Annotated in this window: 13 protein-coding genes; 6 read left to right on the plus strand and 7 right to left on the minus strand. The window is 37.7% G+C overall.

The genetic code is table 11. The annotated features are described in order from the left end of the window. Positions 1 to 237: 237 nt before the first annotated feature. Together ND16A_RS14415 and dsr1 are read right to left on the minus strand one after the other, a co-directional pair. Positions 238 to 723 carry a low molecular weight protein-tyrosine-phosphatase gene (locus ND16A_RS14415; protein WP_268746305.1) on the minus strand — a complete coding sequence of 162 codons (486 nt, stop codon included), beginning with the start codon at positions 721 to 723 and terminating at the stop codon, positions 238 to 240. Between the two features lie 170 nt (positions 724 to 893). Beyond that, positions 894 to 4,682 carry an anti-phage defense-associated sirtuin Dsr1 gene (gene dsr1 / locus ND16A_RS14410; RefSeq protein ID WP_033076553.1) on the minus strand — a complete coding sequence of 1,263 codons (3,789 nt, stop codon included), beginning with the start codon at positions 4,680 to 4,682 and terminating at the stop codon, positions 894 to 896. Between the two features lie 470 nt (positions 4,683 to 5,152). On the opposite strand from dsr1, the gene ND16A_RS14405 reads away from it, so the two are divergent. Both ND16A_RS14405 and ND16A_RS14400 read left to right on the plus strand, forming a co-directional pair. Further along, on the plus strand, positions 5,153 to 5,413 hold the full coding sequence (locus ND16A_RS14405) for a hypothetical protein (protein WP_033076554.1): 261 nt from the start codon (positions 5,153 to 5,155) through the stop codon (positions 5,411 to 5,413). 258 nt (positions 5,414 to 5,671) lie between these two features. Beyond that, positions 5,672 to 6,058, plus strand: a complete 387-nt coding sequence (locus ND16A_RS14400; RefSeq protein ID WP_033076555.1) for a hypothetical protein — start codon at positions 5,672 to 5,674, stop codon at positions 6,056 to 6,058. A 26-nt stretch (positions 6,059 to 6,084) separates the two neighbouring features. Here ND16A_RS14400 and ND16A_RS14395 read toward each other — a convergent pair whose 3' ends face one another. The 3 genes from ND16A_RS14395 to ND16A_RS14385 all read right to left on the minus strand — a co-directional run bounded on the left by ND16A_RS14395 (position 6,085) and on the right by ND16A_RS14385 (position 11,367). Beyond that, on the minus strand, positions 6,085 to 8,592 hold the full coding sequence (locus ND16A_RS14395; RefSeq protein WP_033076556.1) for a hypothetical protein: 2,508 nt from the start codon (positions 8,590 to 8,592) through the stop codon (positions 6,085 to 6,087). Next, positions 8,592 to 10,271 carry a hypothetical protein gene (locus ND16A_RS14390; RefSeq protein WP_033076557.1) on the minus strand — a complete coding sequence of 560 codons (1,680 nt, stop codon included), beginning with the start codon at positions 10,269 to 10,271 and terminating at the stop codon, positions 8,592 to 8,594. Before ND16A_RS14390 ends, ND16A_RS14395 begins: the two co-directional genes overlap by 1 nt. A gap of 322 nt (positions 10,272 to 10,593) precedes the next feature. Next, the gene (locus tag ND16A_RS14385; protein WP_033076558.1) at positions 10,594 to 11,367 is read right to left on the minus strand and encodes a MarR family transcriptional regulator; all 774 of its coding nucleotides are present in this window, start codon (positions 11,365 to 11,367) and stop codon (positions 10,594 to 10,596) included. 618 nt (positions 11,368 to 11,985) lie between these two features. Here ND16A_RS14385 and ND16A_RS14380 point away from each other — a divergent pair. Then, positions 11,986 to 12,822, plus strand: coding sequence for an AAA family ATPase (locus ND16A_RS14380; RefSeq protein ID WP_033076559.1), 837 nt, complete (start codon positions 11,986 to 11,988; stop codon positions 12,820 to 12,822). A 29-nt stretch (positions 12,823 to 12,851) separates the two neighbouring features. On the opposite strand, the gene ND16A_RS14375 is transcribed toward ND16A_RS14380, so the two are convergent. Beyond that, entirely contained in the window at positions 12,852 to 13,124 is a 273-nt protein-coding gene (locus ND16A_RS14375) for a hypothetical protein (RefSeq protein WP_033076560.1), read from the minus strand. Positions 13,125 to 13,227: 103 nt separating this feature from the next. Here ND16A_RS14375 and ND16A_RS14370 point away from each other — a divergent pair, with 103 nt between their 5' ends. The 3 genes from ND16A_RS14370 (at position 13,228) to ND16A_RS19875 (ending at position 16,324) form a co-directional block, all read left to right on the plus strand. Further along, positions 13,228 to 13,476, plus strand: a complete 249-nt coding sequence (locus ND16A_RS14370) for an excisionase (RefSeq protein ID WP_033076561.1) — start codon at positions 13,228 to 13,230, stop codon at positions 13,474 to 13,476. A gap of 15 nt (positions 13,477 to 13,491) precedes the next feature. Beyond that, the gene (locus tag ND16A_RS14365; RefSeq protein WP_033076562.1) at positions 13,492 to 14,970 is read left to right on the plus strand and encodes a hypothetical protein; all 1,479 of its coding nucleotides are present in this window, start codon (positions 13,492 to 13,494) and stop codon (positions 14,968 to 14,970) included. A 97-nt stretch (positions 14,971 to 15,067) separates the two neighbouring features. Next, entirely contained in the window at positions 15,068 to 16,324 is a 1,257-nt protein-coding gene (locus tag ND16A_RS19875) for a tyrosine-type recombinase/integrase (RefSeq protein WP_038027983.1), read from the plus strand. 89 nt (positions 16,325 to 16,413) lie between these two features. Here the strand turns inward: ND16A_RS19875 and ND16A_RS14360 are convergent, their stop codons facing one another. Next, positions 16,414 to 16,764, minus strand: a complete 351-nt coding sequence (locus ND16A_RS14360; protein WP_033076563.1) for a hypothetical protein — start codon at positions 16,762 to 16,764, stop codon at positions 16,414 to 16,416. Between the last annotated feature and the right edge of the window lie 202 nt (positions 16,765 to 16,966).

The raw sequence follows: 16,966 nt of genomic DNA on the forward strand, positions 1-16,966 counted from the left end.
ATGAGAAAAACAATTAAAAGTTGACGCATCGTGAACACTTGCGCTAAAAATTAAAGAAGGTTACGCGTTAAAAATTCAGGTGTTCACGATAAACCGGAATCGGTGTTCACGTTCGCCGGAATATGCACTACCCGCCAGGCACTAGTACAGGACGTACGTAGGTAGAATAATGCAGGAGATGCAATTATCGAGGAAGCCTTTAAAGGATGATTTCATAATTAAGCTTGACAAGCAGTTTTAAGAAGATAATTTCTTCAATAAACCATCACTGGCATCTTCAATTAAATCCAACACCAACTCAAAGCCCCCACTACCACCATAATAAGGGTCGGGCACTTCCCGCTCAGTGAAATTCACCCCATAATCAAGAAACAACTGCACTTTATGTAAATGCTCTTCTGGGGCAATATCTAATAAGTTAAACAAGTTTTCCTGATCCATTGCCAGGATCAACGAAAACCGTTCAAAATCTTCAACGACAACTTTACGGGCCTTAATGCCATTAAAGTTATAACCACGAGCAACCCCGGCACTTTGAGAACGTTCATCCGGTTTATGCCCCTGGTGGTAACCTATAGTACCGGCAGAATCAATGTCTACATCAAGTCCTAATAGGTTGGCTTTATGCCTAAATACCGCTTCGGCAGACGGAGAGCGACAGATGTTGCCCATGCAGACGAAAAGCACACTTTTTATTACATTTAATTCTTTATTATCAGACACTTAGTCACCATATTGCACAAAAACCAGACCAAAACACATCAGTTTAAATTTTAAAGTTTTTCAAGATGTTATCAATTTCCATTGAATACCCGTTGGGGAATCCTTGGGGAATAACAGACCAAATAATACTGATTTTTTCTCAAACAATCTATTACCATTAATTAAACAATTTACTCAAACTGCCTTACGATTGTATTTAGACGAACGAATATTTCATTACCTTCTAATTCTGGCGCTACTATGACAATTTGCGATAAGCATTCATTTAATTTACTCGGTGGCCTAAACCTTGGTTCATCGACTATTAATTGATTTAAAAACTCCAATACTTCATCAGGATATGAACTTATTAGCTTACTATCTAATGTTTTCCTAACGAGGTATTCCGTATCCTCGATCTGCCTCAAACTATGTTTTAAAATTTCGAATGCATCTACAAAGTAGCTTTTAGTATTTAAGCACAATAAGGCCAACTGGTTTACAGTTTGCTCAGCAAAAACAGTTTGTTTAGGCCATGTCTTTATTAGGAATACTTTTATTCGATGTTCCCAATATTCATTAAATTTATCGCCTGAGTTTGATAGCGCATCATTTAATGAAGATGCAACATGTTTTAGTGCTTCTTCAGGCAATGATTTAAATGCAGTTGCCAACTCCGTTACTTTATATTCGTCATATTTTTGTAATGCTAAATAAGTTAAAAATCTTGCATATTGTTCTTTATTATTAACGAGTTCCTGATAGTGATTGACGGTTTCAAGCAAATCATTTTTAATACTAACTAACAAAGCCTTGTGTAGCCTTGGGGACCAAAGATAACTACGCCATGTTATTATCGCGAGTTCATGGTTATCCCAATTAAACCAAGGCAGAACAAACTCACTAGTCCAACTAGGTGCAACCCTGAATAACGACAATACATTTGCTGCGATTATCACTTTACCTAATTGGTAATCTCGCTCTTCACTTAAGATGATTTGCTCGAATCGGTGCTGAAACTCAGTTGATAAGCCTTCATTATCGTTTGGCTTTTCTATATACCATTGCTGAAAAAGGCTCTCTGTTAAAATACCAACAGGATGATTAATTGCCGCAGTAATAGGATCATTAATCTCTTCTTCTATTGTATACGGGAGAGCAATAAGCTTGTCAAAATACCTAAAGTACAAGTCTTTGCCTAAAGGTCTGCAACCACCATTGCTTTTAAGCCACCTTGAAAGGTTCCAAGATATTTCAACTAATTTATGATTACTCAAAGTCAAAATAAATTCTGACAGATGACGCCAAGCCTTAAAAGAAAGTAATTTGTTTTCAGTCCAAACTTGTAAAGCTTCTCGCCATCGTTCTGCTATCCAGACACCATCTTGTTCTAAAGTAATTAGCGCATTTTTAGCTAAATCAAAGTCATTTTTACATCTAAGAGGCCAATCATCCTCATCATTATCCCAATGCTCATGATTTGGTTTTTCTTTTAGCCAATCGATAAGTCCTTGTTCACTTTCTGGGCTCGAAACTGTATTCCTATACCTTTCTCCATCTCCCATCCAAAATGGAAACTCTTCTTTTTGCTCTTCATCTAAATGCCACATGGGATTTTCTTGAGCAATTAATTGATGAATTTTCTCAGTTTCCTTTTCGAATTTCAGCCCTGCAATTTTTAATTTTTCAAGTCTTAACCATATTTCTCTTTGAGTGATACGATGAAAATCTTCATCCGTTAAATCTTCTCTAAACCACTCTCTGTTAGGTCCATTAACTATGTTTTTTAATAAACGTATTCGCTCAGGGTCGTTCAACCTACTAGCTAGAGCAGGAAGCAGTTGCATTAGTTCGCGTTGAACAGTAACACTCCATAACCACCGGCTACCGTCTTGTTCAAGCCAAGAATTTACCTGCTCAACAGAAACTAATTCTTTTTCTGCAATCGCAAAAAGGGCTAATCTTTTAAACAAAGGGAAAGGCGTTTTCCACCAAACAAAAACTGCATTTTTAGCACTCTCTTGATCAGATGATAATAGTGACAACCACGAATCTCTCAATAGCTCGATTAAAGCCGTCCAATCATTATAATCTTTGTTTTGAGGGTGCCGTTTAATTGATGGCTGATGGATATATGTATAATCATGAAACTCATCAGCTTCATTGAGCATGGATTTTAATTCCATCGTTTCTAGCAAAATCGCATTAAATTCAGGAAAGAGTACTGAAATGTCATTCTTCCATGACTCGACTCCATCAAGAGTATTAAGTGCTGAATGCACAAAAGATGAGGCAAGACTAATATCCCAGTCTAATAATTTTTTAATACCTTTATTAGATTTATTTAAGGATATACTGTAAGGCTTTTTAAACTGAATCTTTGGCGACAAAATACTTCTTAATTCATTTTTCAATGCTGGAGTTAATGAGGAGTATTTATACTTATCTAACCACGAATAAAGACTTATATCGTGCGCTGAGTGTTCACAATATCCTGCAAGCACTAACTCCCAAACAATCATCATATCTTTACTTACAACTGCTTCAGTGCTCTTAGCTCTCAGTTCTTCAAAATAATCATTATTACCTTTAAATGTATTCTTACGTTGGTCTTCAATTTCGCGATTAATAAGCCACTGTAGTTGAGGATGTAACCTTCCGCCTCGTTTCAAAATAAATAATACCAAGTCTGGGTTATTTAAATGGCAAATTAACCATTTACCCAAGCTAAACATAATCTTATCCCATTTAGTCTCTACATGCGGATGAGATGCTAGAGCCATAAAAGGTGAGTCAGCGCTTTTTGCCGGTCGACTAAATAAGCTATATGATAATTCTTTATCAAAGCCTGCCTGATCAATTCGAAAACGAGAAAGATCTTCTTTCTTTAATTCAATAGAGTCTAATATGTTTAACCAAGCAAGTGGTGGACTAGGTTTTAACTGGGAAAATGTTTTAGCGGGAACACCTGTTGGATCACTCAGTGCCCAGGCTAATTTCCGAGCGTAATCATTATGTAAATCTGAGCTAGATGGGTTGGAAAATGCTGTTGTGACAACGATTTGTTCTTTACCCCCTAAGCCATCCTTATAGGTATCAGCCCATTTAGAGATGGTCTCATGCAAGTAATAATGTTTATGATAACTCTTGTACAAGATTGGAGTTACATTTTTTGCTTTCCACTGCTGATACTCAGTATCAAATTCACCTTTTTTAAACTCTCCAAATGCAAACATTTCAGGAGGAGATTCCCCTAACAAGCGATCAGCGGCTAAAGCGTCCATCATATATCGAAGCACAGGATCATTCAGGCTGTATCCGACAAAACATACGGTATAACTTCTGAATAACTCACTAACAAACCTAGCTGCCCATCTCTCCGTAAGATAAGCTAGTCCGAAATCACCACTAGAGATCACCAAATTATCTAAATCTGTACCATTAATTTTTTCAGGAAGTAGCCCATGTAGATAAACAAGACCGTCCCATCGATTTTTCGGAACAGGCAATAAGGGAGCTTGATAGGTCGGGTAGTTAAGGTTTTCTGCTTCCCCTGCTTTATGGAAGACTCGATCAAAGTTTGTCGTTATTAGGCGTGTTTTTCTCTCTTTCGTTTCTTTATCTACTATTTTCGATAAATGCAGTAATGCTTTGTGGGTGGCAGTAGACTTGGAACTGGTATAGTCCGGATTGAGCAATTCAGCCATTGCTAATCTAACGTCTCTACGCCACTGATTAGTTTGTTTGACTCCTTCAAGCAAAGACACTGCTGTATCAAACTGGCCTAATTTTAACGCTTGCGCTTGAACTGCATCAGGAGTAATTCCCATTTTATCATACAGATTCCATACTAAGCCGCCAAATCCAGGTAAACCTGCTGGGAATGAAATGCCTGCACCACAAAAGAAGACAACCTTTCCCTCTTCATGAGCTTGAAGGAGCTTTTCTGGTACATTTGGGCCATTTTTTACAAACTGCATTTAATTTTTATTCCTTTAGCCTAGAGGCCTAATAATATTCCTTGATATACCCATAAGCCCGGTCAAATAGCACTTGGTCTTTATGTAATTTGTACTTGAGTAACGCTTTGCGCAGTGATTTTTGAACTTCGCGTTCAACTACCGCAGGTGTTTCGTCAGTTTTTAGTTCTAAAAATAAGTCTGTTAATGCAGCTTTGGGTGACTTTTCTTGTACTTATTGCTGTAAGTCTTTTTCAGCTGATTCAGTGTCTTTAGTGATGGCACAAAGCTCTTTAACGTTATATTCTCTTTTGATTTATAAAACTTAATAAAGCTAATTAGTGCCCATCCAAAAGAAGCTGTCAGTATATTTAGATAGATAAGCATTTATAGTTTTGTACAAAACGAAAATGCTTTCAGAAAATAGCAGAATTACTATAATAAGTAAAGAAAACCTAGCCTGCTAACACATTGTAAAAAAAGGAAAAACTATGGGACTATTTAACTTTCTATTTGGCTCTTCATCGACTTCAAGCAATATTGAAACTACCGATATAAACCCAGCAAGCGGACTGCCAATGACATCCGGTATTGGAAGTGTGGATGTTGCAGGAAATCCTTATGGTACTGATATGAGTGACAGCTTTTCATCATCAATAGATGATAGCTTTAGCTCGATGGATACCTCTAGTTGCTTCGATGACCCTTTCGATTCGTTTGATTCGGGTTGCAGTAGTTTTGATGATTGGTAAAAAAAACTTTAGTTTAATCTTTTTTAAAAGCGATCTTAGTTTATTCTATCCACGTGCTTAGATTTATATTTTTGATATCTGGAACTAGCTAGCAACGTGTACACCCCAGCTCTGTCATTAAACGGAAGATAAGTTATAACAGCACCCTCTCCAAAATCAGAACTAAAATGAGAGGTTTACGATTGGCGCCAGTCACTTTTTAAATAATTTCCTCATTGTGATCTTAGTTATTTACAGGTAATAACTAAAGGAATAACAATGAGTGACACAATTGAGTTTTACAAAAATTATGCCCGCCGCAGTAAATCCCCTTGGGATGATACTGCGCGAGTGGCTATGCTGTGGCAACCAGAAACGAAGTTAGGTGTGTATTTACACCTGGGCGCTTTTGGCATTAATGGCGTGAGTTTAAGTAAAAGATTTCAAGAAAGGATGCCATCTGGCTTGCAAAGCCAGTATCTTATTTTTGAACACCTAGATATCGTCATGCACGTGTTCGCGCACGAAATTGAAGAATACTGTACTGAAAAAGTTTCAAATAAAGAGTTCAAAGAAGTATTTTTACTAAACCAAGATTCGTTTTTTAACGAAACCTCAAAAGCCTATTGGCAATTCGCATACAACAATTATTGTAAGACAACATAATTCAGGAGCCGTCAGGCTCCTTTTTCTTAGCTTGTCATATCCATTTTATTCAATTCAACAAATCCGATAGCAAATTTAGAAAGCCATTCTTTTTCATTCATTGAGGCCAGATACGTAAAGTCGGCCTCTGAATTAACTAAAAACCGATAACCTTGATAAACTCCTTTAGGCGAGGATGCAAGCTTATAAGGCAGTTCATGGGGATTATTACTAGCTACTGCCCTTCCTTTTTTTGATAGTAGGTCTAACCATGCAAGGGCCTCATTCCCCTCATCGGTGAATAAACGATATGCAACATCATTAACGTGTTCATCAACATTTATTCGTTGCATTAAAAACAACATCACCGCGTTGCACCAATAGTTCTCATATTTAATCTCTTTGGTGGCGGATAACCTTGGTTCTACATTAAAAGTAATACCGGCTTTATATGCAACCCAGCATGCATACCCCAACAGCTGAGTTGCCTCATCGGATGAAAATGGAGAATCCGTGCCATCAGCTAAATTCAATGCAACTTTATCGGATAACACGTGTTGAAATAATATTTTCGATAATGATTTAAAATGTTGGGTGCCGACCCATTCACTCTTTTTGTCGCCGTTGACATTTTGCTTTTTAGAGACCTCGTCAAGTCTATGAATTAAAACAGTGCTCGCGAGAGATACAGCTAAGCTTTCTGCTGATGTTTGCTTTTTAATTCCAAACATATCAACCTTTTTGGCCAACCTTTTCAGTAAACTGTCTACTTTTTTGCGACATAGAGTTGCCACTTCAATAATATCCGATTCCGGCATTTTTGGCTGTAATGGCGCATCGTCACTGCCAATTAGTTCCTCTTCTGAGCGCCCCAGAGAGTCTTCGCCAAAAGCCGTTGTTTTGTCGCCTAATGTGCTCATGGACAACGAGTAGATAAAGATATCTAAAACCTGAGATATATCATTACTTGCCAGCCTGCGCCGACCAGATATAGACTTACCAAAATAATCACTGGTTAAATCAGTAATAAGATCCTTTTCTTTGCCGTCATTTGCACCGTTTTGTGTATTTTGAGCGCGACTTGCAATAATGTTTTTTGTTTTATGAAAGGCTGATAGGTTTTCAATACATTTAAACAACAATGTTAAATCTGGTGAATCCGTATCTAAACTGCCCCATGCTTCCTGTATTTGGCGCTCGTGTCCAGTAACACTTTTTTTTCTGATGGACTCAACATTGTGTACAATAATTCGACCTACCACATCATCATTTACCAATACACTCAGTACCGGTACTTTTGATAATTCTTGAGGCTTTATGGTTATAGTATTTCCTTGCCTTTGAAACGAAACTACGGTTCTATCTCCCCATACGTCGACAAACGCTAACTCAAACGAATCCCCCCAAGCATCCTCAATTGCTATAAATACACTGCCGTCACTTTGTGTGGCAACAATCTGCAACGAAGTGCGTTCATTTATTTCATCGTTATCGCTAATGGGTAAGTTATCAATAGCTTCAACAAGGGGGGCATGTTTTAGTTTATTAAATGAAAGATTGGTTGCCGTATGCTCCGCAGCATCTCCTGTTATCACGAGAGCAGCCTCAACATTCGCCTCTTTACCTTTTTCAAGCCAAGCCGTAGTACTTAAATTTGCACTTCCAGAAACGAATAATGGTTTAGTCGGTGAATCAAAGTACATAGCTTTAGCATGTATGTACCTAGTTCCATTAGGACGAGCCTTACTATCAGTTTCTGCTCCCTTTTCAACAAAATAATTCGCGTCTACAACTTTTAACCCTGGCTCTAATAGAATGTTTTTTTCTACCGACACCGCAGATGGTTGTATCGCAATAATTGTAGGCTGTGCAGATAAACTGCCAAGTTTAGAAACAAGCTTTAGCTGTTTATCAAAAAATGGTGCAAGCGCAGTGATGCCTGAAACATCATCAGGTAAATGCTTTTCCAATTGGGTCCAGAGTGGTTCAGAGTTTACCGACGATAGCAGCAAGTCATGATGTTCAGGCAATTGAACTTGCTTTTTTGTAAGCCAGGGAGCTAACTTACTCGTACTTGACCATGCTTCTACAACAGATTTTGGTGATTCATAACCATAATCTTCAACCCAAGTTTTAAATGCGTTATAGGCTATTTGAAATAATGCTTGATAAGATTCATTTTTGCCAACTGAGAACCGCAATACATTGGTAAGTTCTAGGTTCTTACCAAACCCCGACATGGTAATATTGTGACTACCAACAGCTAATAAACCTTTTTTCTTACCCAATAACATGAGTATTTTGGGGTGGAATGGTTTAGAGCATTTCATTGGGACCAAAGAATATTGACTACCGGCCTTAACCGGAGGGCGCTCCTTCATTTGGTTATTACACATACGTTTATCGACAAATAACATGTGATGTGTAATACCGACCGTTTGCATTCGGCGCAATAGTACGTCTTCGTAGAAAGGGAAATCAATCGAGTAACTTGTCAGTAAGCAGGCATCATATCCACCGCTCTTAAGCTCATTAAATAATGATATTGTCGTCATTAACTCACTTCCTCGATAAATGCAGCAGCTTGAGATGTGGGGATAGCATTGTTTTTATGCTTCGTAAGTAAGCCCAAATCAGTCATTATTTGAATACTTTGGTGGAATCTTGGCGATGTAAATGACGCGGGTGGAATACCATTTATAACTAAGCCCAGCTCGCTTATTTCAAAGCGAAATGTGTTATTTCCTTGTTGGCGCAATTTACGCAACGCCACTCTCGTATGATTTTCCAAGCAGCATTGATGTGTGAATTGAGACAAAGCATTAATCACATTTTTTGGGGCTAACTTGCCCGCAAGTAGTTGTTGAACACTCTCAATATTAAATGGATACCGCTCCTCAAGGTATCCAGGAGCGAAAGACATCCCGTCATAACCCTTTTGATTGCTTTCTCGGCTTACAAGCGCCGCTAGTGAAAACAAGCAATGTTTTAACAAGGTGATGATTTCTATTTTACTAGCAAGTCGCTTTCTAGTTAGCGCTTCAATTTTGACGATACGCATAGATTCATGATCTTCCGACACCCAATCAGAAAAGGACGGCATCAAAGTATAAGACTCCGAAATATAGTCTTTTAAGGATTGTGTTGAATTAGTGTTGAAAAGCTCGTCTTTTACATATTCATGCCAAAACCAACTTGATAACTCACCAGTAGATTTGAAATGGGCTTGGGTTAGTTCTTTTGCTCGGAGTACAGCATGAAATATTCCCTGAAGTGACAATGATAAAAGCTCATTTCGCACATAGACTTGCCAGCCTTGTGCACATTCGGTGAGCCCGCTAGTTAGCTTTAACGGTTGTTGATCATATCCAATGCCTGTGTATGCCAAGGCACGAAACTGTTGTAAAGAAAAGTTAACCTCGTGGGCCTGACAATGCTGAGCGAGTAATACTTGAAAAGCCATTGTGCGCGAGCGAGCTTTAGCATCCATAGCGCTAATTTCTGCATTTATGGTCTTATCGAAAGGTTCTACGCCGTATGAAAATAAATCAGTTAATGCGCCTAGTTCACATTCAGAGGCCGATAAGTTACAAGGACAGAAAGCTGAAAGTTCATCTAATGTCCTTATTGAAACGTCGTTTTCTATTAGCTCATCTAAAAATCGTTCGCCCAACACTCCTTTGTCGAATGCAATAGCTACCTTCTCACCTACTTGGCGAGTAAGTGAAGCATTACTGTAAGAGTCGCCTTGAAATAGGTGTAGATCTCGAAGCGCCCCGTAATAATATTGTGAAAATCCACCAAGTTCACTACGGAAGTATCTAGTAGGATCACCATCTCGCTGATGGCTATAGTCAGTAAGCCTTAGTGTTGTATTTTTATTTTCAGCCGCAACCAACGCTGGCAATAAAGTATCTTTACCAACGACTGCGCCTGCATGATTGACATCGTCATTGGAATGTAAGGATTGATGTCTTATTGCGATCAGGCTAAATAAGCAGTCAGCCTGCCTAAACCTTTCGATAAAAGTATCTTTATCATTCCAGCCTCGTTTATTAAACGCCCAAAATAACCACGGATAAAAACTGTAATACCTGGCTCTATCTGTAACGTTTGTAATACCAGGCAACAGTTTACCGTAGATATCAATACAAGGTGCTTGAATACCAAGGTGATCAAGGCCGGTTATTTGCGTTGGTGGCTTAACCCACCCGGTATTTATTTCATCAGCCATTAATAAGTCTAGTTTTGTTTATTTAGTGCTTATCTTAAACCAGTCCAGTTAATAAATTTATATTATTTTCAGTATTAATTGAAAGAAAAGCTAAAATTTCGCCCTGTATATGCGTATTTATTATTAACTGGATAACTTCCTCGCTACTGTAGGCTTGGGCCATTTAATGGCATGATTTTTAATGTTAGGTGTACAGACCCTGACTACAATAGAACATTTAAAGCGGTATGCTTTAAAACCGTTCCACCAGTTCTAAGATGACATAGTTTAAAAATAGAGAGCAATGTGAGTGAAGCCGCTGATTAAAGCGGCTTCACTCTTTTTAATGTAACCAAAATTTGTTATAAATCAATGCGATCAGTTCTTTATTGTAAATGTATTTAATGTGTTCTTTGAAAAACATTTCATCAAGTTGGTTAGCCTCTTTTGAGGTTAGCTTACTATTGACTCTCTCAGCGTCTTTAACGTACCTTCGTTTATGAGAATAGATTAAGACCTTATGATATAAATTATCATCGCTAATAGCCTTCCTATAACGTCTTAATAAATCTAACCGGTGCGGTATAGTTTTAGCTGAACACTCCACTTCAACAGCAACCATTTCGTTATCGTGCAAATCATAGCAAATTGCATCAACACGACGTCTTTTTCCTTGGTTGTCTTTTTGTTGTTCACGCTCAGTAATAAAAAAGCCAATTTTCCCCTGCTGAAGACCAAAAGCGATAACGCACCCAACGATTAAATCATGGGTTATTGATTTCGGATTTATTGTGCTAGGTTTAATTGAATACCTTAGTTCTTCACCGTGTAGCTCTTCAAGCATTCTGATAGCTTTTGGTTTAAGTAAAAATACCCTACGATCCCTACATGCAAACGTTGCTACCTCATTTAACACACCATCATCAACATATCGCTTAACCATACGGTTTACTACAGAGCGTTCAACATCCCATAATAGCTCGATAACTGATGTTGAAGTAAAACCAAACCTGTAGATCCAATCGAGCAATGAGTAAAGCTTGGCATCATGACGAGCTTTTGTTGACGTAGATTTTAGATATTTTGAAGGGATACCCCGTTCATGTTTATTAATCATTGTTAATTCTCCTAAGTGTTTAAATTAAATAGGATGAAGGCGTGGAAATTACCTTGACTAAGGCATACGAAGATTGATTCTGTGAATGTAATCAAGCAAATGCAATCAGCTGTACTGATTAAAGAGAACCATTACATGGATTTAAATAGCTCATTCCTTGATACAGGCGACTCGTCGCCCTTCACTTCGGTATTGGTTCCACCAATAACAATTGCTATTTCGCGAATCTCCACCGGCCCTTTGGTTGCGGAGTAAATGTATTTTCTAGGACTACGTTACTAAGAAAACGAAAATCCATTTACTCCGCAACACTTCGTTGTTGACTACGATTCGCTTTAATATTTTTTGCAAAAATGCTCCCACATAAATACCTGCTTCGCGGATTTATGCTTACGCCATTTGATTAATTTCTATCGAAATTGCTTTATTCCCAAAGCTACGCGTTGGGTGTTTATTAAAACTTTTCAGTTTTTACTACCGTATAACTATCGCCCCGTTGGGCCGATAGTTATACGGTAGTTTCGTGTTTAGGTAATTTTTATTGGCGATGCATTTAAAAATTTCGCACGGTCAATGCGTACTTGTTTAAGAATATTAATCAAAACAAGGAATGTATTAATGGAACAACTAAATTTATTTGAACAGCCGTCATCACTATCTTCAACAGCAACAAAAATTAAAGCTGAATTAATTGAGGGATATGGCTCTCCAACCGAACTCTCATTTGGACAGTTTAAAAACATCAAAGGAATCGATCGGCATCCACTGTGGGGGAATATTTTTACAACTGGCGATATTCTAGAGCTAGCCGGACAACAAGGTGTTGGCAAGTCATACTTTTTATACAAACTAATTTTTGCCTTAACGACCGGAGGTGAATTTTTTAATAACTCTGTACCGTCACCCAATAAAGTTTTACTACTAGACGGTGAGCTTCCTATTGATGACATTAATCAACGGTTTGAGCAAATCACTAGTATCGCTACAGCGCAGGAAATTTCTTTGCTTGATAATAACCTTAATATCATCAACAGAGAATTTTGCGGCGGAATGATGAAGAACATATGTACGATTAGCAGCAACGATGAACTATTTGAAAAAATGTGCCAGCACGACATTGTGGTTATTGATAGCCTCAAAACCAACTCTTTTGGTAGTAACATATCTAATGCCGATGATGTTGCTGACTTAATTTCGCTGTTTTTAAAACTAAAAGCTCAAGGTACTACTGTAATATACGTAAATCATTTAACTAAAAGCCAAACGGTTCTTGGCTCAGTTGATTTTGACATCATAAACGATGTTACCATTGCCTTATCATTTGACCCTAAACGAACCGTTGATTGCAGAAAGCTATCAATATTAAAAGGTAGAAAGTTGGGAGAGCAAGAAAAACAACCAGTGTTTTATGAGTTCTCACCTATAACACCAGGAATCCCATTCTATCGAATCTAGATTTCTCTAACTGGTAAATGCAGTGTCTGTTAATTACAAGCACTGCAACCGCCATTGCATATATAGCGCGTAAAATCACCGCAACGTTTACAAGCAGTTAATGACTCATAATGTGGATTATCGCCTTTACTGGCGATTTCTTTAAGCTCATTATTTTTTATGTCCCGCTTTTCCTTTTCAATATGCTCTTCCGTTCTTGCGGCTCGATTTCTTACTCTTTGTTTTTTTAGTGCACAAGGTCTACACGCACCATTGGGGTATCTTTCTTTAGACCCACATTTATGCTTTTTAAGGTAATTCATTTTATTTTTCCAAAACCGCAATATTTGAGCTCACGTAAACATTATCAGATTTTTCAATTTAATTGCAAAATATATTTAACAAATCTTTTGAAGAGAATTATTGATGAAAGAAGTTAAATTGAAAACTTGGTGGAAAAGTAATTACGACGAGCCATATTGTTCACGCAGAGTACAGCGGTACGCACGACTTGGGCGAATTCTTCCACGCCCTGTAAAAATGGGCGGCTACTATTATGTAGTAAAAAATGCCAAGTACATTGGATTAAAAGATACAGCGCTACCTAACAATGAAAAGAAAAATATTGCTTGTGACGTGTTGGCGGATGTCAACGAGTTAATGGCAAGAATCTAGTAGGCTGCATTCAATATGGGTCGTAATCGCAAACCTGAAAATAGAGATCTTCCTAAGGGCTTATATGCCAATAAGGACTCAGGATCTGCTACCGGGTATTACCACTATTTTAACAATCCATTTTTTGGTGTTGAAGGTGTTGCGAATCATAACGACCCGGTATTGAAATTAGGCCCATGCCGAGCAACCGCCATTGCAACGGCTAAAAAATTAGCACAGGCGTTTGAAGCTTTTCAAAAAAATCAGCCTATATTGATTAAAAATAAAATGGTCGTTAACAGCCGTAAAGCAAACAAGTTCGGCTTTTCCAAACCTAAATTTATCAAAGTAAATGGCGACAAAATTCAATCCGTAAGCCCCTTAGTTGATCATGCACTGGCTCGACTTGAAGAGGACTACCATACAAATTCAAATGTAGTGATAAGTTACAACGAATATAAAAACAAAAAGTCTTACTTAAATAGAATTAAAGCTCGCTGGGATAACTTACCTGTTGACTTTATCAATGCAGCCAATATGCAAGTACACATTGATGAATATGTACAGGAGGGAAAAATAAATACGGCTAAAAAATTTATATCTAGATATAGCGAATTATTAAGTTACGGTATTCGCTATGGTTTAATCGATTTTGAAAAAAATCCCGCTGAGGATCTTAAAGTTCCAAAAACGAAAGTAAAGCGAAGTCGACTTTCAGCGGCGACAGCGCTAGAAGTTACTCAGTCACCAGAATTATCATATCTACCAAACAAATTTTCGGTTGAGCTTGGCTTGATAACATCAATGCGCCCACAAGACTTTGCGCTAACTCGTAAGTCAAAAGGTGAAGACTGGGGATCTCGTATTCAAAACTTTATTGAAAACCGCAATACAGTAGATGAATTAGCTGATAAAAACTTTGAGGAATACTCAAATGTTGCGCCTTATCCTTACATTGATGATACGGAAAACTGCATAGTATATTTTTGCCAGAAAACATTAGAAATATGTGCGATAGATTTAGATATGCACAATAAAACTTTGGATAAGAGTTTAAAAACTTTAATCAATGAAATTCAGGTGTCTTGTTGTGATGCTAATTCACCATTTTTAATTCATCATACGGTTAAGAACGGTAAGGTTACTAAAGGCGCACCTATAAACCCTAGAACGCTTAGCAAAAGATTTACAGCTGCCATAAAAGAGCTGAATAAGAACTGGCTAAACGGATCGAATCCGACATTGTATGAGCTTCGCAGTCTCGGTATTCGTAATGAATCATCTGCCAATATTGTTGCAACAAAACTTAAACAACAAACCCCAAAACCACCGTCTAAGAATGAAGGTAATGAAACTACACCGTTAGTATCTACAATTGAAGAAAAGGTGATGGTAGCAGTTAAGGTAAAAACACCTGAAAAGTTGGGGGGACACTCTGCAAAATCGAAAATGCGAAGCGATGTGTACTCTAAAGCAAGAGACCTAGCTTACCAGCAATTAAGTGGATTTACTTAGCAAGAACATCTATTACGTACGTAATACATGTTCATGATTTTTACCATAAATACTAATAACATACAAGGTATGTAGTTAGGTTATTTATTTTAAAAGTATGCGCAACAAGTTGAACCAGCACAATGTTGAAAATCTTTATATAAAGGTAGATAAGCGCTCTAAAACCGGGTTTAGCTGCCAGTATCGAGATCCTCGTTTTGGCTTAAAGGAATTTGGTGATGTTAAACAGTTTCGTTCTTTAGGTAGTGATGTACAAAGCGCCATATTTCAAGCTAAAAGGTTGAATGCCGCCCTTCTCCCTAAAGTCATGGATAATCGACTAATAGACATCATTGACTCACCATCAATGGCGAGCAAAGCGTTGTTGATGACGAAATGGTTGGCAAAATATACAAAGATTCAATTGAACAAGATAGAATCTGGAATGTTAAAACCTTCAACTTGGCGCACACGCAAAAGTATTATCGTAAAAATTGACTCCGTTCATGGCCACCTTCGCATCAACAGTGTTACGACCAAGCTAATTAAAGAGTTTTTAGATACTTACACAGCACAAGGTAAAAACCGAATGGCGCAATCAATTCGTAGTCTGTATTGTGACATATTTACCGAAGCGGCTGGTGCCGGTGAAGTCCCTTCAAACTTTAACCCTGCAAGTGTCGTTAAAAACCCAGTTAGCAAAGTTACTAAATCCCGTATTTCACTAGAACAATTTAACACTATCCATGCAGCACAACCTTACTTAGCGCACCAATGCGCTTATATGTTGGCGTTATTAACGGGACAACGACGTACAGACCTGTGTTTGCTTCGTAAGCGCAAAGGTAGCGACTGGCAAGATAAATATGTGGCATACAAGAAGAACCCAAATCATTTTATTAACGCACAAGAAGACTATGGTTCGTTTGCCGCTCTGGTGAAGCATGCACCCTATTCTTACATTGAAAATGATTATCTACATATCATCCAGATTAAAACAGGAAAGATGCTTAAAATCCCTTTAGGGCTGCGATTAGAAAAATTAGAAATGACTATTGCCGATGTGATATCCGCCGCCAACATAGAGAAATCTTCTGATTTTGTCTTACACCATACCACAGCAAGAACAAAGTGTTCAGTCGGTGAACCACTTCACCCAGACACGGTATCAAGATCGTTTAAACGGGCGCGTGAAGCGGCAAAAATAAACTGGCAAAGCACACCGGCCACTTTCCATGAAATACGCTCTTTGTCAGAGCGCCTATACCGAGCCCAAGGAATTGATACACAAAAGTTGTGCGGTCACAGCGACAAACGCATGACTGACAGATATAACGATTTACGAGGAACTGATTGGGAAGAGGTTAAGCTATAAATTTACTACAGTTAAATTATGAATTACCTAATACCTTAATATTTTGATGTGATTGAGTCGTTCTTTTTCGCAAAGAAGGCTTTTGTTATCTAATTTTGTGTTAAATTGGTAGAGGTATTGGTTACACTATAAGTAAAGTCTTTTACAGTATCATCTTCACTGAAAATTACCGTTAGAGATCTGGTGTTACCTGTCGCTTGGGCGTTTCCCAAAAATGTCGCTGAAGATTTAATTCTCATATCTATGTAAGAATAGATATCCCCTGTAGTAGTAACTGTCATAGAATTAGGTTCTCCGAACCAAAACTTAATATCAGATTTATTTGTTTGCCCTTTTTTAATATGTTTAACAAAAGAATCATCAAAATTATTCCCCGTTTTAGTGTCTATTTGAACACAAGATGTTGTAAACACCACTACTAATAATAACAAAACTTTCATTATTGACTTCCTTATTCAGTATTAGAAAAAGAGTAGTATGAATATCAATTTGTTCAAGTAATTACTTAAACAAATGTGACCTGGTCAACTAATTTCACACACCCCAGTTAAGCAACCAATTTCAAATCAAATCCTAAACTATCATTGCCAGCTTCAAAGTTATTTGGACTTTTATAATCCAGATAAGAATGTAATCTGTGGC

This window comes from Thalassotalea sp. ND16A (genome assembly GCF_000764205.1).
Taxonomy (GTDB): Bacteria; Pseudomonadota; Gammaproteobacteria; order Enterobacterales; family Alteromonadaceae; genus Thalassotalea_A.